The following is a 19,778-nucleotide window of genomic DNA, read 5'->3' on the forward strand; positions in this document are numbered from 1 at the left end:
GCTGCCATGCTGCTCGAAGTACGCGATCTGCACGTGGAGTTCCACACCCGCGACGGCGTGGCCAAGGCCGTCAACGGGGTCAACTACTCGGTGTCCGAGGGCGAGACGCTCGCCGTCCTCGGCGAGTCCGGCTCCGGCAAGTCCGTCACGGCCCAGGCGATCATGGGCATCCTCGACATGCCGCCGGGAAAGATCAGCGGGGGCGAGATCCTCTTCAAGGACCAGGACCTGCTGAAGCTCAAGCCCGAGGCGCGCCGCCGGATCCGTGGCCAGGAGATGGCCATGATCTTCCAGGACGCGCTGTCCTCGCTGAACCCGGTGCTGAGCGTCGGGCAGCAGCTCGGCGAGATGTTCGTCGTGCACCGCGGGATGTCCCGCGGGGACGCGAAGGCCAAGGCCATCGAGCTGATGGACCGGGTGCGCATCCCTGCCGCCCGCCAGCGGGTCGGCGACTTCCCGCACCAGTTCTCCGGCGGCATGCGCCAGCGCATCATGATCGCGATGGCGCTGGCCCTGGAGCCCGACCTGATCATCGCGGACGAGCCCACCACGGCGCTCGACGTGACCGTCCAGGCCCAGGTCATGGACCTCCTCGCGGAGCTCCAGCGCGAGCTCAACATGGGGCTCATCCTCATCACGCACGACCTCGGTGTCGTCGCCGACGTCGCCGACAAGATCGCCGTGATGTACGCGGGCCGGATCGTCGAGACCTCGCCCGTCCACGACATCTACAAGGCCCCCGCCCACCCGTACACCAAGGGGCTCCTCCGCTCGATCCCGAGGCTGGACCAGAAGGGCCAGGAGCTCTACGCGATCAAGGGCCTGCCGCCCAACCTGCTGCACATCCCGCCCGGCTGCGCCTTCCATCCGCGCTGCCCCATGGCCCAGGCCGTGTGCCGTACGGACGTCCCCCCGCTGTACACCGTGGACGAGGAACGCCGGAGCGCCTGCCACTTCTGGAAGGAGACGCTCGATGCGCGCTGACGACGCGGAACGCGGGAACGGCTCAGGAGGCTCCACGCTGCTCTCCGAGGCACGGGAGGCGGACCGGACACGGCCGTTCGCCGAGGGTGACCCGATCCTGGAGGTGCGCGGCCTGGTCAAGCACTATCCGCTGACCCGGGGCATCCTCTTCAAGAAGCAGATCGGCGCCGTCAAGGCCGTCGACGGCGTGGACTTCGACCTGGCGGCGGGCGAGACGCTCGGGATCGTGGGGGAGTCCGGCTGCGGCAAGTCGACCGTCGCCAAGATGCTGGTGCACCTGGAGCCGCCCACCGGGGGCGTGATCCGCTACAAGGGCGAGGACGTCACCAAGCTGTCCGGCCGTGCGCTGAAGGCCGTACGCCGCAACATCCAGATGGTGTTCCAGGACCCGTACACCTCGCTCAACCCGCGCATGACGGTCGGCGACATCATCGGGGAGCCCTACGAGATCCACCCCGAGGTGGCGCCCAAGGGGAGCCGGCGACAGAAGGTGCAGGACCTGCTCGACGTGGTCGGTCTGAACCCGGAGTACATCAACCGCTATCCGCACCAGTTCTCCGGCGGTCAGCGCCAGCGCATCGGGATCGCCCGCGGCCTCGCGCTCAACCCCGAGATCATCGTCGCCGACGAGCCGGTCTCCGCGCTCGACGTGTCGGTCCAGGCCCAGGTCGTCAACCTGCTGGACCGGCTGCAGGCCGAGTTCGACCTGAGCTTCCTGTTCATCGCGCACGACCTGTCGATCGTCCGCCACATCTCCGACCGGGTCGGTGTCATGTACCTCGGCCGGATCGTGGAGATCGGCACGGACGAGGAGATCTACGACCACCCGACGCACCCGTACACCCAGGCGCTTCTGTCGGCCGTCCCGGTGCCCGACCCGACCGCCCGCGAGCACCGCGAGCGGATCATCCTGCACGGGGACGTGCCGTCGCCGGCGAACATCCCCTCGGGCTGCCGCTTCCGCACCCGCTGCTGGAAGGCGCAGGAGCGGTGCGCGCTGGAGGTGCCGCTGCTGGCGGTCCCGGCGGTCTTCCGCGAGTCGGACACCCCGGCACGGCACGACTCGGCGTGCCATTTCGCCGAGGAGAAGCAGGTGGTGCCGCGCGAGGAGCCCGGTCCGGAGGACGGTTCGCCGCTCTCCCCGCAGCGGGCGGACCCGGGGGTCCAGGAGCCGGAACCGGGTGACGAAGGGCGGTAAAAGGGCCTCATGTCCGTTAACACAGAGGCAACTTGACCGTCGTCGCACCGATATACGGACGTCCCACCATAGAGAGCGTACGGCCGTGCGGGTGCCGTGAACCGGCCGGGGCGTTCATCACGTCGCCCCGGCCGGTTACCCGTGTCCGTCCCTCCCCACAGGTCCTCTTGTCCATCGGCGGACCGCGGTGGAGTATCGCTCGGGTGATACTCACACGGGGAGCCAGAATCACCGGAGCGGTGCTGTCGGCCGTGCTCGCTGCCATGGTCCTGGGCTGGATCGTGCGGGACGTCCGCGCGGCCGGCGAGCCGCAGGACCTGCTGCGCTACTGGGCCGGTTACACGGGCTCCCGGCCCGAGGGACAGCCCGCCACCCTGCAGGCCGACGCCGTGCTCCTCGTGGTCTACGTCTGCGCCTTCCTCGCCGCGCTGCGCTCCTCCGTCGCCGCGTCCACGCTGGTCGTCACGGGCATCGTCACCTTCGCTCTCCGGCTGCCGGGTGTCTGGACCATCGGCGGGTCCTGGATGGACGGGCGGTACGGCGACGAGCTGCGCACCCGGGCGCTCGTCGGGACCTTCGTCGCTCTGGGCGCCGGGCTCGCGCTGATCGTCACCGGAGCCGCCGGACGCAGGCAGCCGGCCGGCTCCCACGAACCCCGTCCCACCAGGCCTGGCCAGGGGGCCGGGGTCGTCGCGTTCCTGGTGTTCGGCGCTTCGGGCGTCGTCATGATCGCCTGGGAGATCCGCCAGTTCGTCACCCTGCCCTCCGAGCTCTATCCGGACTGGTTCATCGGCGGACGGGTCATCCTGACGGGGCTGACCGCCGCCCCGCCCGGCTGGAGCAGCATGGCCCTCGCGGTCTCCTGCCTGGTGGTGGCGTGGACCGCGCTCTTCCGCGCCGTGCACGCACGGCCGCTCGGGATGACCGCCGCAGGTTTCCTCCTGGTCGCGGGCGTCTGCGGGATCGCCCGGGCCCACCACCACCGGATGGTGGACCACTTCGGGGACCTGGGGGCCGAGCAGCAGCTCACGGTGCTCACCTCGGTCCTCTTCGCCCTCGCGGGCGCCACGGGCCTGCTGGCCCTCGCCCGCAGGGGCTTCGAGGACGCGGACGGCCGGGACCAGGAGTACGGCGGATACGGCTACCCGCAGACGGACGCGCAGGGGTACGGATATCCGCAGTCCGGCGGTCCGGGCTACGGGTATCCGCAGTCCGGCGGTCCCGGCTACGGGTATCCGCAGTCCGGCGGCCCTGGCCACCCGCAGTCCGGAGGCCCCGGCAACGGTCACCCGCCGGGCGGCGGCGCCGGGTCCCCGCCGCCGCCCGCGTCCCCGCCGCCCGGCTGGTGAGACGCCGCCCTAGTCCCGCGGCAGCCCGAGGGACCGCCTGAGGAAGTCGACCTGGAGCAGCAGGAGGTTCTCGGCCACCTGCTCCTGCGGGGTCATGTGCGTCACTCCGCTCAGCGGCAGGACCTCGTGCGGGCGTCCGGCGGAGAGCAGCGCGGAGGAGAGCCGGAGCGCGTGGGCGACCACCACGTTGTCGTCGGCGAGACCGTGCACGATCATCATCGGCCGCACCTCGTCGGCCGGCTCGGAGAGCCCCTCGTCGGTCACCAGGGAGCTGTGGGCGTACACCTCGGGCTGCCGCGCGGGGTCGCCCAGGTAGCGCTCGGTGTAGTGGGTGTCGTAGAGCCGCCAGTCCGCCACCGGTGCGCCGACGACGGCCGCGTGGAAGACGTCGGGACGGCGCAGCACCGCGAGCGCCGAGAGGTAGCCGCCGTACGACCAGCCGCGCATCGCCACCTTCGAGAGGTCGAACGGGAAGCGCCCGGCCAGCGAGTGGAGGGCCTCGACCTGGTCGTCGAGGGTCAGGGTGAAGTCGTCCCGCACCGCCTTCTCCCATGCGGGCGAGCGGCCCGGCGCGCCCCGTCCGTCCGCGACGATCACCGCGAATCCCTGGTCCGCGAACCACTGGGACGTGAGGTACGGATTGTGTGCGGCGACCACGCGTCGGCCGTGAGGACCGCCGTAGGGATCCATCAGGACCGGAAGCGGACCGTCTGATTCCTTGTAGTCGGTGGGGAGCAGGACGGCGCACGGGATCCGCCGTGCGCCCCCCTCCGTCAGCCGGGGCTTCGCGGTCAGGACCGGCTCCTGGGAGAGGTTCTCCACCCCGGCGATCCGCTTGCCGTCCCGCAGCACCTGTACGGCCGTCCCTGGGCGATCCAGGGACGTGGACACCAGAACGGTCACCCCGCCCGCGCGCACGGCGGAGTGGACCCCGGCGCCCTCGCTCACGCGCTCCACGCCCAGCTCGTTGACCCGGTAGACGTGGCTCTGCCCCGTCTCGGGGTCCGGTGCGCCCTCGCCCGCCGTCGCCTGCACGAGGATGTCCGACTCCCCGATGTCCAGCACCGCCTGGAGGTGCAGCCGGTCGCCGGTCAGGGGCCGGTCGCCGACCGAGAGGACCCGCGCGCCCCCCTCGTCGGCCATGCGCACCAGCCGCCCGTCCGGAGCCCAGGCGGGCACCCCGGCGAAAAGATCAAGCCATACGTCGTCCTCGTCGACGTGCACCGTGCGGGTCGTGCCGCTCTCCGTGTCGACGGCCAGATGCAGCTGGCTGCGCTGGTCGCGGGCCTGCACCAGGAGCAGCGGAGCACCGTGCGAGGACCAGTGGACCCGGCCCAGGTAGGGGAAGCGGGCCCGGTCCCAGACGACCTCCGTGCGGGTGCCGTCCAGATCCGTCAGGAAGAGCCGCACCTCGGCGTTGGCCGTCCCGGCCGCCGGATAGCCCACCTCGGCGGGCCTGTTCCCGGGGTGCGCCGGATCGGCGATCCACCACCGCTGTACGGCGCTGTCGTCGACCCGGGCGACCAGCAGGCGGTCCGACTCCGGCGACCACCAGAAACCCCGGTAGCGGCTCATCTCCTCGGCCGCGACGAACTCCGCGAGGCCGTACGAGGTGTGCGCGTCCTCCGGTTCGGCGATCGCCCGGTCGCCCTCGCCCCCCGCTCCCACGACGCGCAGGGCGCCCCGCGACACGTAGGCGACGTGCCGGCCGTCGGGGGAGGGACGCGGATCGATCACCGGGCCCGGCACCGGGAGGGCGCGCGCGGTCCCCGCCGTCAACTCGGCGACGTACGCCTTGCCGGAGAGGGCGAAGGCCGCCAACTCGGCGGCGTCGTCCACCGCGTAGCCGATGATGCCCGCCGAGCCCTCCCTGGTCCGCTCACGCCGTGCCCGCTCCTGGGGCGACAGCTTCTCCGCGGAACCGCCCAGCAGGGCGTCGGGGTCGGCGGCCACCCGCTCCTCACCCGTCGCCGTGTCCAGGACCAGGAGCCGGTTCGTCCGGTCGGTGCCGGAGGAGGACCTGAGGAAGAGCACCCGCGTCCCATCCGGTGAGACGGTGAAGGCCCGGGGTGCGCCGAGAGTGAACCGCTGGGTCCGGGCGTGCTGGAGGGGAAAGGACAGCTTCTGCGAGGTCATGGCACCGAACCTAGTCCGCGAGGGCCGGTCCGTGCGCCCCTCGTGCTGCTGTGCCCCGATCAATGCGTCGGCACGGATAGTTATGATCCGTAGCGCTCGGTGGGTATGAACCTGCTGGCTCCATGTGTGCTGCCCGTCCCGACCGTACTGATGGAGGTGAACCGCCGTGGCACTCTCGATTTCGGCGGTGGTGCTGCTGGCGATCGTCGTCTTCCTGCTGATCCGGAAATCCGGACTGAAGGGCGGACACGCGGTGGTCTGCATGTTGCTCGGGTTCTACCTCGCGAGTTCGTCGATCGCACCGACCATCTCGGAGGTGACGTCGAACGTGGCAGGCATGATCGGGGGGATCAAGTTCTGACGGATGCGCCGCCGGGGCACCGGATCCCGCCGGGCGCACCGGATCCCGTGGTGCGTTCGGCCTGCGGGGCGGCCTCCTCGTAGGGTGGTCCCATGAAGGACCTTCCCGCCCGCCGGCTGCTCCTGGTGCACGCGCACCCGGACGACGAGTCGATCAACAACGGCGCCACGATGGCCAGGTACGCCGCCGAGGGCGCCCACGTCGCCCTGGTGACGTGCACCCTCGGCGAGGCGGGCGAGGTCATCCCGCCGGACCTCGCGCACCTCGCCGAGGACCGTGCAGGCGGCCTCGGCGACCACCGCGTCGGTGAACTCGCCGCCGCGATGCGGGAGCTGGGGGTCACCGACCACCGGTTCCTGGGCGGCCCCGGCCGCTTCCGCGACTCCGGGATGATGGGCACCGAGCAGAATCACCGGCCCGGTGCCTTCTGGGGCGCGGACCTCGACGAGGCGGCCGGCCACCTCGTCCCGGTGATCCGCTCCCTGCGCCCCCAGGTCATGATCACGTACGACCCCGACGGCGGTTACGGCCACCCCGACCACATCCAGGCGCACCGCGTCGCCATGCGCGCGGCGGACCTGGCCGCCGATCCCGCGTACGACGACGGGGCCGGAGCCCCGCACGCCGTCGCCAAGATCTACTGGAACCGGGTGCCCCGCCCCGTGGTCGAGGAGGCCTTCGCGCGGCTGCGGGAGACCGCATCCGACGTCTTCCCGGGGATCGCCGCGACCGACGACGTACCCGGTGTCGTGGACGACGCGGAGGTCACGGCGGAGATCGACGGATCGGCGTACGCCGCGGCGAAGGCCGCCGCCATGCGGGCACACGCCACCCAGATCGCCGTCGAGGAGCCGTTCTTCGCTCTTTCGAACGACCTCGGGCAGCCCCTTCTCACCACCGAGTACTACCAGTTGGTGCGGGGTGCCCCCGGCGTGGACGGCGGGGAGCGGGAGCGCGACCTCTTCGCGGGCGTGCCCGAGACGGCCCCCGCGCCGGGAGCGCGGACATGAGCGGCAGGCAGAGGCCGCGTGCCTCGTCGCAGGCCCCCCGCACCAACGCCCCGCCCAGGAGCGCCGCGCCCACCGGGCTCGCCGCGCCCCCGAACCCCCGGCGGATCCCGCTGTACACCGCTCTCGCGGTGCTCGGAGCGGCCGTCGGGATCACGGGCACCCTGGTCCAGGCCGCCCTGTTCCCGGGCGGGTTGCTGCTCGCGCTCGCCGCGTCGGCGGGGCTGTTCTACGGCGGCCGGGTGCTGACCCGCACGCAGCTCGGCGCCCTGGTACCGGCGGTGGGCTGGTTCATCGCCGTCATCGTCCTCCTCGGCGGACGGCCCGAGGGCGACTACGTCTTCGGTCAGGAGGTCGGCCTGGCCCTCTTCATGCTCGGAGGGATGGCCGCCGCTGTGATCTGTGCCACCATGTCGCGGCTGCCTGATCCGGCCAACGACACCGGCCGATCCGGCACGTGATGTGCTATGACCGCCCCCGGATTGCTCCTTCGCGCAGGAGTGCGTGCATCCTTGTTTCCCCCCGGCACGGAGAGTCTTACGGTGGCGGCCAGTATGGTGGTGCGCGCGCCGAGCCGTCCCCTGGCCTGCGGCATGGGGGAAGTACGGGCGGCGGAGCCAATCGGGAGAACCTGCTTTGAGTCGTGAAACTGACAGTTCGTCCTCCGGGCCCCAGGGGCGCGGCGGAGCCGCGTACCCGTCGGGTACGCCGCCGTACGGATCACGCCAGTATCCGTCGCTGCACCCGTCTCAGGACGGGACGGAGGAGACTCCGGAGCCTGCGGATCCGCCTCAGCCCGAGGAGCCCAGAACAGAGACCACGCTGACGACGCGTATCCGGATCAACATCCCGGGCTCGCGTCCGATCCCGCCTGTCGTCATGCGTACGCCGATGAGTGACACGGACCCGTCGGGCGGCCGTCCCGACACCGAGCGCACCGGCAGCACCCCGAGGCCCGGCGCACCCGCGCCGTCGTCCGGCGGAGTGCCCGGCGCCGGCCCGGCCGGAGGCGACGGCGGCCCCGCCGCCGAGGCTCCGGCGGAGAAGCCGGCCAGGGAGAAGAGCGGCAGCGACTGGTTCGCCCCGCGCAAGTCCCCGGCCCCCGTCCCCGGTGCGGGCGCGGCTCCGGCAGCCTCGGCCGCGGGAGCGCCCGGCCCCGGCCAGGGTCCCGGCGGAGCCCCTTCCGGCCCGCCCGGAGGGGACCGCGGCACCGGGCCGACGCCGCCCCGTACGGACGCGCCGTACTTCTCGGACGGCCCGCAGCAGCCCGGCGCGCCCCGCCCCGGGCGGAGCGCGTTCGACGACATCGACGCGGGCGGCCCGGCCGGTCCGCGGTCCACGCCGAACCCCGCCGTGCGGCCGCCGGCCGGTCCTGGCCCCTCCGGGCCCACTACCGGCCCGGTCACCGGGAGTTCGTCGCTGACGCCGGACCTCGACCGTCTTCCCGGAGCCGGCGGCCCGGCGGGCCCCGGTGGCCCGTCCGGTCCCCGGCCGGGCGGCCCCGGCGGCGTACCGCCCCGGATGTCGGACGACACCGCGATCCTGACGCCGCAGGTGCCCGCCCCGGCCCCCGGACCGGGCAACGGCGGCAACGTCTCCGGCGACACGCTCACCAGCGGTATCCCCGTCATCCCCTCGGAGTCCCGCTCCGCGTTCCCGGGCGGACCCGGCGCCGTCCGGCCGCCCGAAGGCCCCAGGGGCACAGGGCCGGGTGATCCGGGTGCTCCGGCGCCCGCCCCGCGGCCCGCTCCGAAGGCCGCGCCGCCTGCCAGGAAGGGCCGCTCCAAGCTGGTCCTCCTGGGTGTGGCCGTCGTCGTGCTGGCCGGTGTCGCCTACGGCGCCGGCCTGCTGATGAACCACTCCGAGGTCCCCAAGGGCACCAGCGTGCTCGGTGTCGACATCGGCGGCGGCACGAAGGAGGAGGCGGTCACCAAGCTCGAGGCCGCCCTCGGCAAGCGCGCCCAGACGCCTCTGAAGCTGTCCGTGGACGGCAAGGAGGAGCAGCTCGACCCCGAGAAGGCCGGTCTGACCCTGGACAGCCAGGAGACCGTCCGCGGCGCCGCGGGCAGCGACTACAACCCGGTCTCGGTGATCGGCTCCCTGTTCGGCGGGGCGCGCCCCGCCGACCCGGTGATCCCGGTCGACGAGGAGAAGCTCGGGGTCGCCCTCACCGACCTGGCCGGTGTCTCCGGCTCCGCCAGCGACGGCACGATCAAGTTCGAACCGAACAAGGCCGTGGCCGTCCCCGGCAAGGCGGGGCAGTCGCTGGACGTCAACCGGTCCCTGATCTCCGTGCGGGACGCCTACCGCGCGCAGGTGCAGACCGGTGAGGCGGCTGTCGTCGAACTGCCCGTGTCCGCCCACGAGCCCACCATCACCAAGGCCGAACTGGACCGGGCGATGAAGGAGTTCGCCGAGCCGGCCATGTCCGGGCTGGTGACCATCAAGGCCGGGCAGAAGCAGATCGACTTCGGTCCCGCCAGGTCCCTGCCGCAGATCCTGTCCATGAAGCCGGTCGACGGCAGGCTGGTCGAGGTCTACGACAAGCAGGCGATCAACACCCTGCTGGACGGCGTCTTCGACGGCATCATGATCACCAAGGGCGACGGCAAGAAGCACGAGGTCAGCGCCGACGACGTGGCCCAGGCCATGCAGGGTGCGCTGTTGGGTAGGACGCCCGCCGAGCGCACCGTCGCGATCGACCTGAACGGCGAGAGCTGACCGGCCCGGCCGCACCGTACGACACCGCCCCCGCCCGGGAATCCGGGCGGGGGCGGTGTCGTACGGACCCGGCGTGCGGGAAGCTCGCGGAGAAGGCCGGTCCACGAAGGAGGCGGTTACATGTCCACCCGGTGGAGTCTGACGATCGACTGCGCGCACCCGAAGGCGCTGGCGCGCTTCTGGGCGCTTGCCCTGGGGTACGCGGAGAAGCCGCCGCCCGCCGGATTCGGCAGTTGGGAGGAGTGGTTCGTCCACCATGACGTCCCGGAGGAGGAGTGGGACGACGGCGCCTACCTCTCCGACCCGGACGGCGTGGGCCCGAGCCTCTCCTTCATGAAGGTCCCGGAGGCCAAGACGGCGAAGAACCGCCTGCACCTCGACGTGCAGGCGGGCGGGGGCCGTGAGACCCCGTGGGAGGTCCGGTGGCCCCGGGTGGCCGGGGCGGTGGAGAGGCTGACGGCGGCCGGCGGCACGGTGATCCAGGAGCACACGCTGCGGGGGCGGCCCGACCACGTGGTGATGGCGGACCCGGAGGGCCACGAGTTCTGCGTGCTCTGAAGCGGCACACGGGGCGCGGACGAGGCAGGGGCCCGGCCGCGATCGGTCCGCGGCCGGGCCCCTGCCTTTCCCCGGTCTACGGGAAGGAGACCACCTGGGACGGGACGGTGGTGTCACCGGATGTGGGGGACCCGGTGTCGTTGATGACGTGTTCGTACTGGCCCTTGCCGCCGAGTGAGACGACGAGCAGGTCGTGGAACTTCACTCCGGGCTTCACCGGGGCCTGGAAGCCGTGCTGCTGGCGGATGGTCGGGTCGACGTTGAAGTAGCAGTAGCTGCCCATGCCCCAGCCCTCGTGGGTGGTGACGGAGTCGTCGACCTTGTAGGCGGCGTACCCCTTGATGTCACCGTTCTGGATGGCCGCCTGGTCGGGGGCGTCGTACGCCTTCTCGTTCTGGAAGAAGATCGTCTTCCCGTTCTCGCCGGACCACTGGACGTCGTACTTGTTGAAGTGCTCGACGAACAGGCCGGTGGCCAGCACGTCGTCGCCCTTCACATGGACGCCGTAGTCGGCCCGGTTGGTCTCCCAGCCGACGCCCTCGCCGTGGTCCGCGCGCCAGACCCAGGTGTGGTCGATGATCGCGTCGTCGCTGTTGACGACGATGCTGGTCGTGGCCTTGCCGGGGCCGGCGCCGCCGATCCGCACGAACACGTCCTGCAGCGAGGTCGGGTTGGCCGCGTGGTCGCCCGAGGCGCCGTCGGGGCCGACCTCGACGAGGGTCTCGGAGTTGACCGGGCCCGCGTCGACCAGGAGCCCGGCGAGCTTGACGCCGTCGACGTCGCCGACCTTGATGGCGGTCACCCCGTTGTCCGGGATGATCGTGGCGAGGCCGAGCCCGAGGGCGACGGTGTTCGCGCGGTCGATCTCGATGGGCTGGTCGACGTGGTAGACACCCGGGGTGAACAGCAGGTGCAGCCCCTGGTCCACCGCCGCGTTGATGGTCTCGGCGGTCGCGCCCGGCTTGACCACGTAGAACTGGTCGAGAGGGATGGACTCGCCCTGCGGGGTGCCGCCCGCCCAGGTCGTACCGCGCGCGTTCGTGCGCTTCGCCGGGACGAAGACCTTGTAGGCGTCGCCGTCGAGGTAGAGGAAGGGCTTCTCGCGGGAGACCGGGGTGGTCTCCAGCGTGGTGTACGGCGGCTCGGGGAAGCTCTGGGCGGGGGCGCCCTCGACACCGGAGAACGTCATGTTCCAGACGCCGTTGCCCCAGCTGCCGATCGAGCTGTCGCGGGTGTACCACTGCTGCTGGGAGTAGGGGCCGACCTGGCCGTCGATCTTGCTGTCGGCGATGTAGCCGCCGCTGGCCCAGCCGTAGCCGTCGGGCGCGAGGTTGAGGCCGCCCTTGACGTGCATGCGGCGGAAGGGGGCGGCCTGGGAGACGGCCCAGCGGTTGGTGCCGCTGACGGGGTTGAGGGCGAGGTTCTCGGCCGAGCGCCAGAAGTTCTGGGTGGCGTTGCCGTCGAACCAGCCCGCGTCGACGGTGACGTCACCGTTGAAGGTGGTGTCGTCGGGGTTCAGGCCGAGGCCGGCGATGGAGGTGTAGAAGCCGATCTGGGCGTTGATGTTGTCGTACGTACCCGGCTTGAACATCAGCGCGTACCGGTCGGTGCCGAACTGGTTCGACTCCTGCTTCTTGAAGATCTCGTCGACCTTGCCCTGGATGTCCGGGGTCGAGGGGTCGAAGACCAGGACGTTGGGGCCGAGGTCACCGCCGCCGGCCACCTCCGCGGCCTCTTCGCCGAACGCCGACTGGGCCGTGGGGAAGGCCATGAGCAGCGAGACGGCGAGCGCGGCGAAGCCGAACGCTCTGGACCTGCGGTGCCTGCGGGGTGCCGTGGGGGGCGTGTGGTGCGTGTGGTGCGTGGGGGGAACGTGCATGAATGACGTCTCCTGAGTCGTGGTACGGGTGCACGACGGAACTGAGAGAGATGCGAGAGAGCGCTCTCTCGTGTCGCCGATGTAACCCCTGTTGCCTTGGACACGTCAAGAGGTGTGCGTGATGAGTCTCGTGCGATCGATGCGGGGGCAACAGGTGGCGTCGGCCGTGCGCCGATTGGGGCGTTCTGTGCGCAGATCGCGTCCGCCCCGAGTTCACAAGATGACCGCACGCGCCCGCCCGGTCCCGGCGGCCGGACGCCCCCGGGACCGCCCTGAGGGCCGCGTCAGTTGAGCAGCGCCCTGGCGGCCTGGGCGCGGTGGCGGATCGCCTCGGCGGCCGTCGGCTCGATGCCGTCGACGATCTCGGCGTACTCGTCCATCTCCGCCGCTCCGCGCAGGAACTCCCCTCGCTGCACGAGGAGCTGGGCCCGCTCGTAGCGGAGCCTGGCGGGGTGGGAGGGCAGCAGCAGGGAGAGTTCGAGGGCCCACAGCGCCACGTCCGTGCGCTCGGGGCGTGCCGCCGCCCAGGCCCGGATGTTGTTCAGGATCCGCAGGACCGTCTCCAGCGGCCTGGCCGGCACCGGCGTCGACATCTCCAGCGGCGCTCCCGTGGCCCCCGCCACCAGCGCCTCCGCGTCCTCACCGCTCAGCGGGGCACCGCCGGCGAAGGGGTCGGCCAGCACCCGCTCGGCCGGATCGCCGAACCCGACCACGTAGTGGCCCGGGAGCGCCAGCCCGTAGACGGGTGCCCCGGCTCGCCGCGCGACCTCGATCCAGACGACGGACAGCAGGATCGGCAGCCCCCGGCGACGCCGGAGCACCTGCTGGAGCACCGACGAGTCCAGCCGCTGGTAGTCCGGGGAGGAACCCGCGAAACCGCAGCGCTCGCCGAGCAGTTCGGCGAGCGCCGACGCCCACGTCCGGGCGTCGCGGGCTCCGTAGGGGAGGAGGCCGGCCAGCCGGTCCAGCTCGATCTGCGCCGCGTCGACGCCGTACGGGTCGGCGTCCCCCGCCGTGGGTGGCGAGGCCTCCGCGCCCAGCAGCAGGCAGAGGAGCGCGAGGTCCGGCCGGTCGGCGCGCGCCTCCTCGGCGAACCGCTGCCGCCGCTCGGACCTGCCGGGATCATCGGAGCTCATGTGTGACACGTATCCCCGCTGCCGTCTCCGCTACGCGCACCGGAAGTGGTGGTAGCTGTGGTGGGTGGCGAAGCCCATGCCGTCGTAGAGCGCACGGGCACCTTCATTGTCCGCCTCCACCTGGAGCCACGCGGCGGAGGCGCCTTCGTCCAGCGCCGTACGGGCCAGCGCCGTCATGACCGCCGTCGCGAGGCCGCGCCGCCGGTGCTCCGGACCCACCTCGACGGCCATGAAGCCGGCCCAGCGGCCGTCCACCACGCAGCGTCCGATCGCGGCGGGCACCCCCGCCGGGTCGTCGCCCGGCACGGAGGCGAACCACACCGAAGGGCCGCTGCCCAGCACCTTCAGCACGTGGGGCCCGGGGGTGTCGAAGCGCTGGTAGCGGGAGAGCCAGGTGGAGTCGGCCTCCCTGGACGTCCGGACGGCCGAGACGTCGCGGTCCAGGTCGCCGATCGGCGCCAGGGACGCGACGCGCACGTCGGCCGTCACCTCACGCCGCCAGCCGTGCTCCTCCAGGTCCGCGCAGAGCCGCTCCTGCGTTCCCTCGGCACCGGTGGCGGTCTGGACGTAGGCGGGCAGGCCCCGTTCGCCGTACCAGCGCCGCACCGTGTCGAGCGCCTCGCCGAGGGGGAGACCCGGATCGCCGAGCGGCAGCACCGAGTTGGCGCGGCGGGTGAATCCGCCGGCCGCGCGCAGCCGCCAGTCGCCCAGGGGCTCGCTCTCCACGGGCTGCCAGGCGCGCGCGGTGGTCAGGGCGAGTTCACCGAAGGAGGCCGCCGGACCGCGGCGGCGCGCCGGGGCCGGGGGCACCACCTTGCCCGCCACCAGCGAGGATTCCGGGATGCGGACACCCTCGCCGCTCTTCGTGGTGACCGACAGCACACCGTCGTCCCACGATGTGAGAACCCCGACCGTATCGGTGAACTTCGAGCCCTCGCCCGCAGGGCCGGCGACGCGCCGTACCGAGACGCGTTTTCCCACGTCAGCAGGTGTTATGCGAACCTCGAGCCGTCCGCCCATGGTGAATTCCACAGCTCTGTCTGCCCCTCCTGTTCGGATCGTGCCCCGGAACGGAGATACTAGGGGCGGGCATCGACGACGCCGCGCTCCCGCGCGAGAGCCAACGCCCTACCGAGGAGGAACGACAGCGTGACCTACGTCATCGCGCAGCCTTGTGTCGACGTGAAGGACAAGGCCTGCATCGAAGAGTGCCCCGTCGACTGCATCTACGAGGGCTCCCGGTCCTTGTACATCCATCCGGACGAGTGCGTCGACTGCGGAGCCTGTGAGCCGGTCTGCCCGGTCGAGGCCATCTTCTACGAGGACGACACCCCGGAGGAGTGGAAGGACTACTACAAGGCGAACGTCGAGTTCTTCGACGACCTCGGCTCGCCGGGTGGCGCCTCCAAGCTGGGTCTCATCGAGCGCGACCACGCCTTCATCGCCGCGCTGCCGCCGCAGAACCAGTAAGCGGCCGCACGAGCGCCGCCCGGTCCCGTACGGCTCGTCACCGTGCGGGGCCGAGGTGTTTCCCGGCCGCCACGACCCGTACGAGAAAGCAGAGTTCCGTGTCCGCAGCAGTTCCCGTCTCCTCCCGCCTCCCCGCCTTCCCCTGGGACAAGCTCGCGCCGTACAAGGCGACGGCCGTGGCCCACCCGGACGGCATCGTGGACCTCTCGGTCGGCACGCCCGTCGACCCGGTGCCCGAGCTGATCCAGCAGGCGCTGATCGCCGCGGCGGACAGCCCCGGCTATCCGACGGTGTGGGGGACCGAGGCGCTGCGCGACGCCCTGACCGGCTGGGTGGAGCGCAGGCTCGGTGCGGTGGGTGCGCGTCACGAGAACGTGCTGCCGGTCGTCGGCTCCAAGGAGCTCGTGGCCTGGCTGCCGACCCAGCTCGGTCTCGGCGCCGGGGACAAGGTCGCCTACCCCCGGCTCGCCTACCCGACGTACGAGGTGGGCGCGCGGCTCTGCGGCGCCGAGCCGGTGGTCTACGACGACCCGACGGAGCTGGACCCGGAGGGCCTCGAGCTGCTCTGGCTCAACTCCCCGTCGAACCCGACGGGCCGGGTGCTGCCCAAGGACGAGCTGACCCGCATCGTCGCCTGGGCGCGCGAGCACGGGGTGCTGGTCTTCAGTGACGAGTGCTACCTGGAGCTCGGCTGGGAGGCGGAGCCCGTCTCCGTGCTCCACGCCGACGTCTGCGGTGGGACGTACGAGGGCATCGTGGCCGTCCACTCGCTCTCCAAGCGCTCCAACCTCGCCGGCTACCGTGCCGCCTTCGTCGCGGGCGACGCCGCGGTCCTGGGCGAGCTGCTCCAGATCCGCAAGCACGGCGGGATGATGACCGCGGCCCCCGTCCAGGCGGCGACGGTCGCGGCGCTGGGCGACGACACGCACGTGGCCGAGCAGCGGGAGCGCTACGCACGGCGGCGCACGGCGCTGAGGGCGGCGCTGGAGGCCCACGGCTTCCGGATCGAGCACAGCGAGGCGAGCCTCTACCTCTGGGCCACCCGTGACGAGCCCTGCTGGGAGACCGTGGCGCACCTCGCGGAGCTCGGCATCCTCGTGGCGCCCGGTGACTTCTACGGGCCGGCCGGGGACCGCTTCGTACGGGTGGCGCTGACGGCCTCGGACGAGCGCGTGGACGCGGCGGTCAAGCGGCTGTCCTAGTCGCGGCCGGGCGGGTGTCCCAGGGGTCCCCCGGGGTCCCCGCACGGCGAGGGGCCCCGGGAGTGCGCACTCCCGGGGCCCCTCGCCGTGCCGTGGGGCACGGGCACCGGTGGATCAGCCGATCGGCAGGCCCTTGGTGGGCAGACCCTTGGTCGGCAGGGAGTCGGTGGACAACTCGCCGCCCGCGGCGTCGCCCGCCTTCTCCAGGGTCTTGCCGGCGGCGGGCAGCGTCGTGCCGACCACCTTGCCGCCGGTCTCGTTGGCCACCTCGGCCCCCTGCTTGGCGGTGGAGTCCAGCGTGCCGCCGGCGCCGTCGAGCGAGGTGAGGCCGCCGAGCGCGGGGGTCTGCGGGAGCCCCGCGGCACCCGCGGCACCGGCCGCGCCGACCACGGGTGCCGCACCTGCGGCGATCAGCAGCGCGGCACGGGCGATCCGACGGGACAGGGGGAGGGACATGATGCTCCTTCGGCGGGACGTCAACGGGTCGCGGCGGATACGGAATCCGCCTGTCCGGTGATCGGACGCACTGAACAACAGGTCCGGGGGCGGGGAAGGTTGCGGGGCACCGAGGTAAAGAGTGGGCAATGCGTCGGATAATCCGAAACGGTGGAACCCGGGCGAACGGTGCACGTGGCGGGTGCATGACGAGCCGTCACTTTCCCTTGTCCCCAAGGGAATCGCTCGATCGGACAGGGGTGCCGGAAGGGTGACGCGGGCGGCGGCCGAGTGGACGCCGAACGGCCCCTACGGATGACAGGCCGTACTACTGAGCGAGCCTCATTCGGACGGTGTGTGCGGGCGATTTCTCGCCTTCCGCGCGTTCCGTCCGCCAGCCCGTGCCGGCGGTCCACACCCTGCCCGCGTACGCGACCTCGTCGATCCGCAGGGTGCCCGCGCGGGCGACCGCCCAGTGGGCGAGCTCCCAGCCGCGCCTGGACGTCGCCTCGTCGTCGGCCGGCACGGGCACCGACACCGTGCTCGTGGCGGCCGCGCCCGCCGACGCGGCGGACGGCAGGACGTCCTTCCCGAAGGCGCGCGCCAGATCGGACCGGACCTCGGCCGCGTCCCCCGGGTTCTCCGCTGTCGCCGTCGACGGCGAGCAGGTCAGCGAGGCGGGGGCGCGTCCGGTCAGCGCGGCCGAGAGGAGGGCCGCGTCCGGCTCGTGCTTGGCGTACGCCTGCGGGAACCCGCTCTTCTGCACCCGCTGGGCCGCGACGGTCAGGGGCAGCCGAGAGTAGCCGGGGACCTCGGCGAGGTGCTCGTAGAACTTCCCGGACGCGTACACCGGGTCCATGATCTGCGCGGGAGTTCCCCAGCCCTGCGAGGGGCGCTGCTGGAAGAGTCCCAGCGAGTCCCGGTCGCCGTGGTCGATGTTGCGCAGGGCGGACTCCTGCAGCGCGGTCGCCAGCGCGATGGTCACCGCACGCTCCGGCAGTCCGCGCGTGGTGCCCACGGCGGAGACCGTCGCCGCGTTGGCGGCCTGGTCCGGGGTCAGCTCGTACGTACGCCCCTCGCCCCCGTCGGAGGGGCCCACGGTGCAGCTCGGTGCCCCCTTGTGCCCGGAGAGGTACTGCACGGCGAGATAGCCGGCCAGGGCCACGAGCACGGCGAAGGCGGCCACGACACGGAAGAGGCGGCTACGGCGGGGAGAGGAGCTGGTCCGGGGCACGGGGCCCACCGTACTGGAGGGTACGAGCGTGGGCCGAGAGCGTGGTCCCTTAGGCTCGGGGCCATGGATGGACACACGCTCGACCTCGCCCTGGACGGTCCGGAGCTCACCGCCCGGCTGGTCGACTTCCCCTCGGTCAGCGGGCAGGAGAAGGACCTCGCCGACGCCATCGAGGCGGCCCTGCGCCCGCTGCCGCACCTGACCGTCGAGCGCCACGGCAACAACATCGTGGCCAGGACGCGGCTGGGACGCGCCGAGCGCGTCGTCCTGGCGGGGCACATCGACACCGTCCCGATCGCGGACAACGTCCCGTCCCGGCTCGACGACGACGGCGTGCTGTGGGGATGCGGGACCTCCGACATGAAGTCGGGCGTAGCCGTCCAGCTGCGGATCGCCGCGACGGTGCCGGAGCCCAACCGCGACCTCACGTTCATCTTCTACGACAACGAAGAGGTCGCCGCCCACCTCAACGGCCTCGGGCACGTCGCCGAGGCGCACCCCGAGTGGCTCGACGCGGACTTCGCCGTCCTCCTGGAGCCCAGCGACGCCCAGGTCGAGGGCGGCTGCCAGGGCACGATCCGGGCGCACCTGCGGCTGACGGGCGAGCGGGCCCACTCCGCACGCAGCTGGATGGGTTCCAACGCGATCCACGCCGCCGCGCCCGTCCTGGCCAGGCTCGCGGCCTACGAGCCGCGCCGCCCGGTCATCGACGGCCTGGAGTACCGGGAGGGGCTCAACGCCGTGGGCATCGAGGGCGGGGTCGCCACCAACGTCATCCCGGACTCCTGCACCGTGGTGGTCAACTACCGGTACGCGCCCGACCTCACCCCCGAGCAGGCGGAGGCGCACGTCCGCGAGGTCTTCGCGGACTGCGGCGTCGCCGAATTCATCCTCGACGACCATTCCGGTGCCGCGATGCCCGGGCTCTCGCATCCCGCCGCCAAGGCCTTCATGGAGGCGGTCGGCGGCACGGCCCAGCCCAAGTTCGGCTGGACGGACGTGTCCCGCTTCGGCGCGCTCGGTGTCCCCGCGGTGAATTACGGCCCCGGGGACGCGCTGTTCGCGCACAAGCGGGACGAGCACGTGGCGGTCGACCGGATCACCCACTGCGAGGAGCGCCTCCGCTCCTGGCTCACCAGCTGACTCACGGCATTCCCCTGCGCGTAACCTCCGCCGATCTACGCTGAAGCGACACACGCACATCGCAGGTCGGCGGAGGGAGCAGGTCATGGGCAACCCGGAGGACGCACGGATCCCCGAGGGCGCGCAGATTCCCGAGGGCGCGGTGAAGCCCGAGGAACAGCGACTGGGTCCGGTACTGCGTCGCAGGGACCAGGTCCAGCCGGGCACGACCGATCAGCGGCTGCTGGACTCCGAAGGTGATTCGGAGTGGGTCCACACGGACCCGTGGCGGGTCATGCGGATCCAGTCGGAGTTCGTGGAGGGCTTCGGCGCGCTGGCGGAACTTCCCAGCGCCATCAGCGTCTTCGGCTCCGCGCGCACCCCGGCCGACGGGCCGGAATACGAGGCGGGCGTCCGGATCGGCAAGGCGCTCGTCGAGGCGGGGTTCGCCGTCATCACGGGCGGCGGCCCCGGGGCGATGGAGGCGGCGAACAAGGGGGCGCGGGAGGCCAAGGGGGTCTCCGTCGGACTCGGCATCGAGCTGCCCTTCGAGTCGGGGCTGAATCCACATGTCGACATCGGCGTCAACTTCCGCTACTTCTTCGTCCGCAAGACGATGTTCGTGAAGTACGCCCAGGGGTTCGTCGTGCTGCCCGGTGGCCTGGGCACGCTGGACGAGCTCTTCGAGGCGCTGACCCTGGTGCAGACGGGCAAGGTGACCCGCTTCCCCATCGTCCTGTTCGGCACGGCGTACTGGGGCGGCCTGGTGGACTGGCTGCGGGACACGGTCGTCGCGGGGGGCAAGGCCTCCGAGCACGACCTGATGCTCTTCCACGTCACGGACGACGTGGACGAGGCGGTCCGGCTGGTGACGAAGGAGGTCGGCCGGTAGGGGCTCCCGTCCGGCTCGCGGCCGCGGGCGGGCCCGGTAAGGGTTCCCGGGGCCACGGGCAAGCCTTCCCGGGCCCTGGGCCCGGGAAGGCCCG

General features: G+C 72.2%; 18 protein-coding genes. 12 read left to right on the forward strand and 6 right to left on the reverse strand.

The genetic code is table 11. The annotated features are described in order from the left end of the window. Positions 1-6: 6 nt before the first annotated feature. The 3 genes from OG488_RS24590 to OG488_RS24600 all read left to right on the forward strand — a co-directional run bounded on the left by OG488_RS24590 (position 7) and on the right by OG488_RS24600 (position 3,531). Complete coding sequence (locus OG488_RS24590; protein ID WP_329232515.1) at positions 7-984, forward strand: ABC transporter ATP-binding protein; 978 nt, start codon at positions 7-9, stop codon at positions 982-984. Continuing rightward, complete coding sequence (locus OG488_RS24595; RefSeq protein WP_329232517.1) at positions 974-2,182, forward strand: ABC transporter ATP-binding protein; 1,209 nt, start codon at positions 974-976, stop codon at positions 2,180-2,182. The genes OG488_RS24590 and OG488_RS24595 overlap by 11 nt, the downstream gene beginning before the upstream one ends. A gap of 203 nt (positions 2,183-2,385) precedes the next feature. After that, positions 2,386-3,531, forward strand: coding sequence for a hypothetical protein (locus OG488_RS24600; RefSeq protein ID WP_329232519.1), 1,146 nt, complete (start codon positions 2,386-2,388; stop codon positions 3,529-3,531). Between the two features lie 9 nt (positions 3,532-3,540). Here the strand turns inward: OG488_RS24600 and OG488_RS24605 are convergent, their stop codons facing one another. Continuing rightward, entirely contained in the window at positions 3,541-5,667 is a 2,127-nt protein-coding gene (locus tag OG488_RS24605) for an alpha/beta fold hydrolase (protein WP_329232521.1), read from the reverse strand. A 166-nt stretch (positions 5,668-5,833) separates the two neighbouring features. On the opposite strand from OG488_RS24605, the gene OG488_RS24610 reads away from it, so the two are divergent. The 5 genes from OG488_RS24610 (at position 5,834) to OG488_RS24630 (ending at position 10,314) form a co-directional block, all read left to right on the forward strand. Next, positions 5,834-6,028 carry a hypothetical protein gene (locus tag OG488_RS24610; protein WP_014154257.1) on the forward strand — a complete coding sequence of 65 codons (195 nt, stop codon included), beginning with the start codon at positions 5,834-5,836 and terminating at the stop codon, positions 6,026-6,028. Between the two features lie 92 nt (positions 6,029-6,120). Beyond that, complete coding sequence (gene mshB / locus OG488_RS24615) at positions 6,121-7,038, forward strand: N-acetyl-1-D-myo-inositol-2-amino-2-deoxy-alpha-D-glucopyranoside deacetylase (RefSeq protein WP_329232523.1); 918 nt, start codon at positions 6,121-6,123, stop codon at positions 7,036-7,038. Then, entirely contained in the window at positions 7,035-7,496 is a 462-nt protein-coding gene (locus OG488_RS24620; RefSeq protein ID WP_329232525.1) for a DUF6113 family protein, read from the forward strand. The genes mshB and OG488_RS24620 overlap by 4 nt, the downstream gene beginning before the upstream one ends. 175 nt (positions 7,497-7,671) lie before the next feature. Beyond that, positions 7,672-9,756, forward strand: coding sequence for a hypothetical protein (locus OG488_RS24625; protein ID WP_443074243.1), 2,085 nt, complete (start codon positions 7,672-7,674; stop codon positions 9,754-9,756). A gap of 120 nt (positions 9,757-9,876) precedes the next feature. Beyond that, positions 9,877-10,314 carry a VOC family protein gene (locus OG488_RS24630; RefSeq protein ID WP_329232528.1) on the forward strand — a complete coding sequence of 146 codons (438 nt, stop codon included), beginning with the start codon at positions 9,877-9,879 and terminating at the stop codon, positions 10,312-10,314. Positions 10,315-10,390: 76 nt separating this feature from the next. Here OG488_RS24630 and OG488_RS24635 read toward each other — a convergent pair whose 3' ends face one another. The 3 genes from OG488_RS24635 to OG488_RS24645 form a co-directional block, all read right to left on the reverse strand. Next, positions 10,391-12,193 (reverse strand): coagulation factor 5/8 type domain-containing protein, encoded by a 1,803-nt coding sequence (locus OG488_RS24635; protein WP_329232530.1) that lies wholly within the window; start codon positions 12,191-12,193, stop codon positions 10,391-10,393. A gap of 284 nt (positions 12,194-12,477) precedes the next feature. Beyond that, positions 12,478-13,329: a transglutaminase-like domain-containing protein gene (locus OG488_RS24640; RefSeq protein WP_329232532.1), complete on the reverse strand. Its 852-nt coding sequence runs from the start codon at positions 13,327-13,329 to the stop codon at positions 12,478-12,480. A 30-nt stretch (positions 13,330-13,359) separates the two neighbouring features. Continuing rightward, on the reverse strand, positions 13,360-14,361 hold the full coding sequence (locus tag OG488_RS24645) for a GNAT family N-acetyltransferase (protein ID WP_329232534.1): 1,002 nt from the start codon (positions 14,359-14,361) through the stop codon (positions 13,360-13,362). Between the two features lie 117 nt (positions 14,362-14,478). Between OG488_RS24645 and fdxA the strand changes: the two genes are divergently transcribed. Together fdxA and OG488_RS24655 are read left to right on the forward strand one after the other, a co-directional pair. After that, positions 14,479-14,799, forward strand: coding sequence for a ferredoxin (gene fdxA, locus OG488_RS24650; RefSeq protein ID WP_014154250.1), 321 nt, complete (start codon positions 14,479-14,481; stop codon positions 14,797-14,799). Positions 14,800-14,897: 98 nt separating this feature from the next. Then, positions 14,898-16,001, forward strand: a complete 1,104-nt coding sequence (locus OG488_RS24655) for a bifunctional succinyldiaminopimelate transaminase/glutamate-prephenate aminotransferase (RefSeq protein ID WP_329232536.1) — start codon at positions 14,898-14,900, stop codon at positions 15,999-16,001. Positions 16,002-16,115: 114 nt separating this feature from the next. On the opposite strand, the gene OG488_RS24660 is transcribed toward OG488_RS24655, so the two are convergent. Further along, the gene (locus tag OG488_RS24660) at positions 16,116-16,457 is read right to left on the reverse strand and encodes an ATP-binding protein (protein ID WP_329232538.1); all 342 of its coding nucleotides are present in this window, start codon (positions 16,455-16,457) and stop codon (positions 16,116-16,118) included. 307 nt (positions 16,458-16,764) lie between these two features. After that, entirely contained in the window at positions 16,765-17,670 is a 906-nt protein-coding gene (locus OG488_RS24665; RefSeq protein ID WP_329232540.1) for a hypothetical protein, read from the reverse strand. Between the two features lie 63 nt (positions 17,671-17,733). On the opposite strand from OG488_RS24665, the gene dapE reads away from it, so the two are divergent. Together dapE and OG488_RS24675 are read left to right on the forward strand one after the other, a co-directional pair. Further along, on the forward strand, positions 17,734-18,813 hold the full coding sequence (gene dapE, locus OG488_RS24670) for a succinyl-diaminopimelate desuccinylase (protein ID WP_329232542.1): 1,080 nt from the start codon (positions 17,734-17,736) through the stop codon (positions 18,811-18,813). A gap of 85 nt (positions 18,814-18,898) precedes the next feature. After that, on the forward strand, positions 18,899-19,684 hold the full coding sequence (locus OG488_RS24675; RefSeq protein ID WP_329232544.1) for a TIGR00730 family Rossman fold protein: 786 nt from the start codon (positions 18,899-18,901) through the stop codon (positions 19,682-19,684). The last annotated feature ends 94 nt before the right edge of the window (positions 19,685-19,778 follow it).

It is taken from the genome of Streptomyces sp. NBC_01460 (genome assembly GCF_036227405.1).
GTDB lineage: Bacteria > Actinomycetota > Actinomycetes > Streptomycetales > Streptomycetaceae > Streptomyces.

Bases quoted from the DNA above. Each gene is read 5' to 3' on its own strand.
- OG488_RS24590 (WP_329232515.1), top strand. From the start codon at position 7: ATGCTGCTCGAAGTACGCGATCTGCACGTGGAGTTCCACACCCGCGAC.
- OG488_RS24595 (WP_329232517.1), top strand. From the start codon at position 974: ATGCGCGCTGACGACGCGGAACGCGGGAACGGCTCAGGAGGCTCCACG.
- OG488_RS24605 (WP_329232521.1), bottom strand. From the start codon at position 5,667: ATGACCTCGCAGAAGCTGTCCTTTCCCCTCCAGCACGCCCGGACCCAG.
- mshB (WP_329232523.1), top strand. From the start codon at position 6,121: ATGAAGGACCTTCCCGCCCGCCGGCTGCTCCTGGTGCACGCGCACCCG.
- OG488_RS24620 (WP_329232525.1), top strand. From the start codon at position 7,035: ATGAGCGGCAGGCAGAGGCCGCGTGCCTCGTCGCAGGCCCCCCGCACC.
- OG488_RS24630 (WP_329232528.1), top strand. From the start codon at position 9,877: ATGTCCACCCGGTGGAGTCTGACGATCGACTGCGCGCACCCGAAGGCG.
- OG488_RS24635 (WP_329232530.1), bottom strand. From the start codon at position 12,193: ATGCACGTTCCCCCCACGCACCACACGCACCACACGCCCCCCACGGCA.
- OG488_RS24640 (WP_329232532.1), bottom strand. From the start codon at position 13,329: ATGAGCTCCGATGATCCCGGCAGGTCCGAGCGGCGGCAGCGGTTCGCC.
- OG488_RS24660 (WP_329232538.1), bottom strand. From the start codon at position 16,457: ATGTCCCTCCCCCTGTCCCGTCGGATCGCCCGTGCCGCGCTGCTGATC.
- dapE (WP_329232542.1), top strand. From the start codon at position 17,734: ATGGATGGACACACGCTCGACCTCGCCCTGGACGGTCCGGAGCTCACC.
- OG488_RS24675 (WP_329232544.1), top strand. From the start codon at position 18,899: ATGGGCAACCCGGAGGACGCACGGATCCCCGAGGGCGCGCAGATTCCC.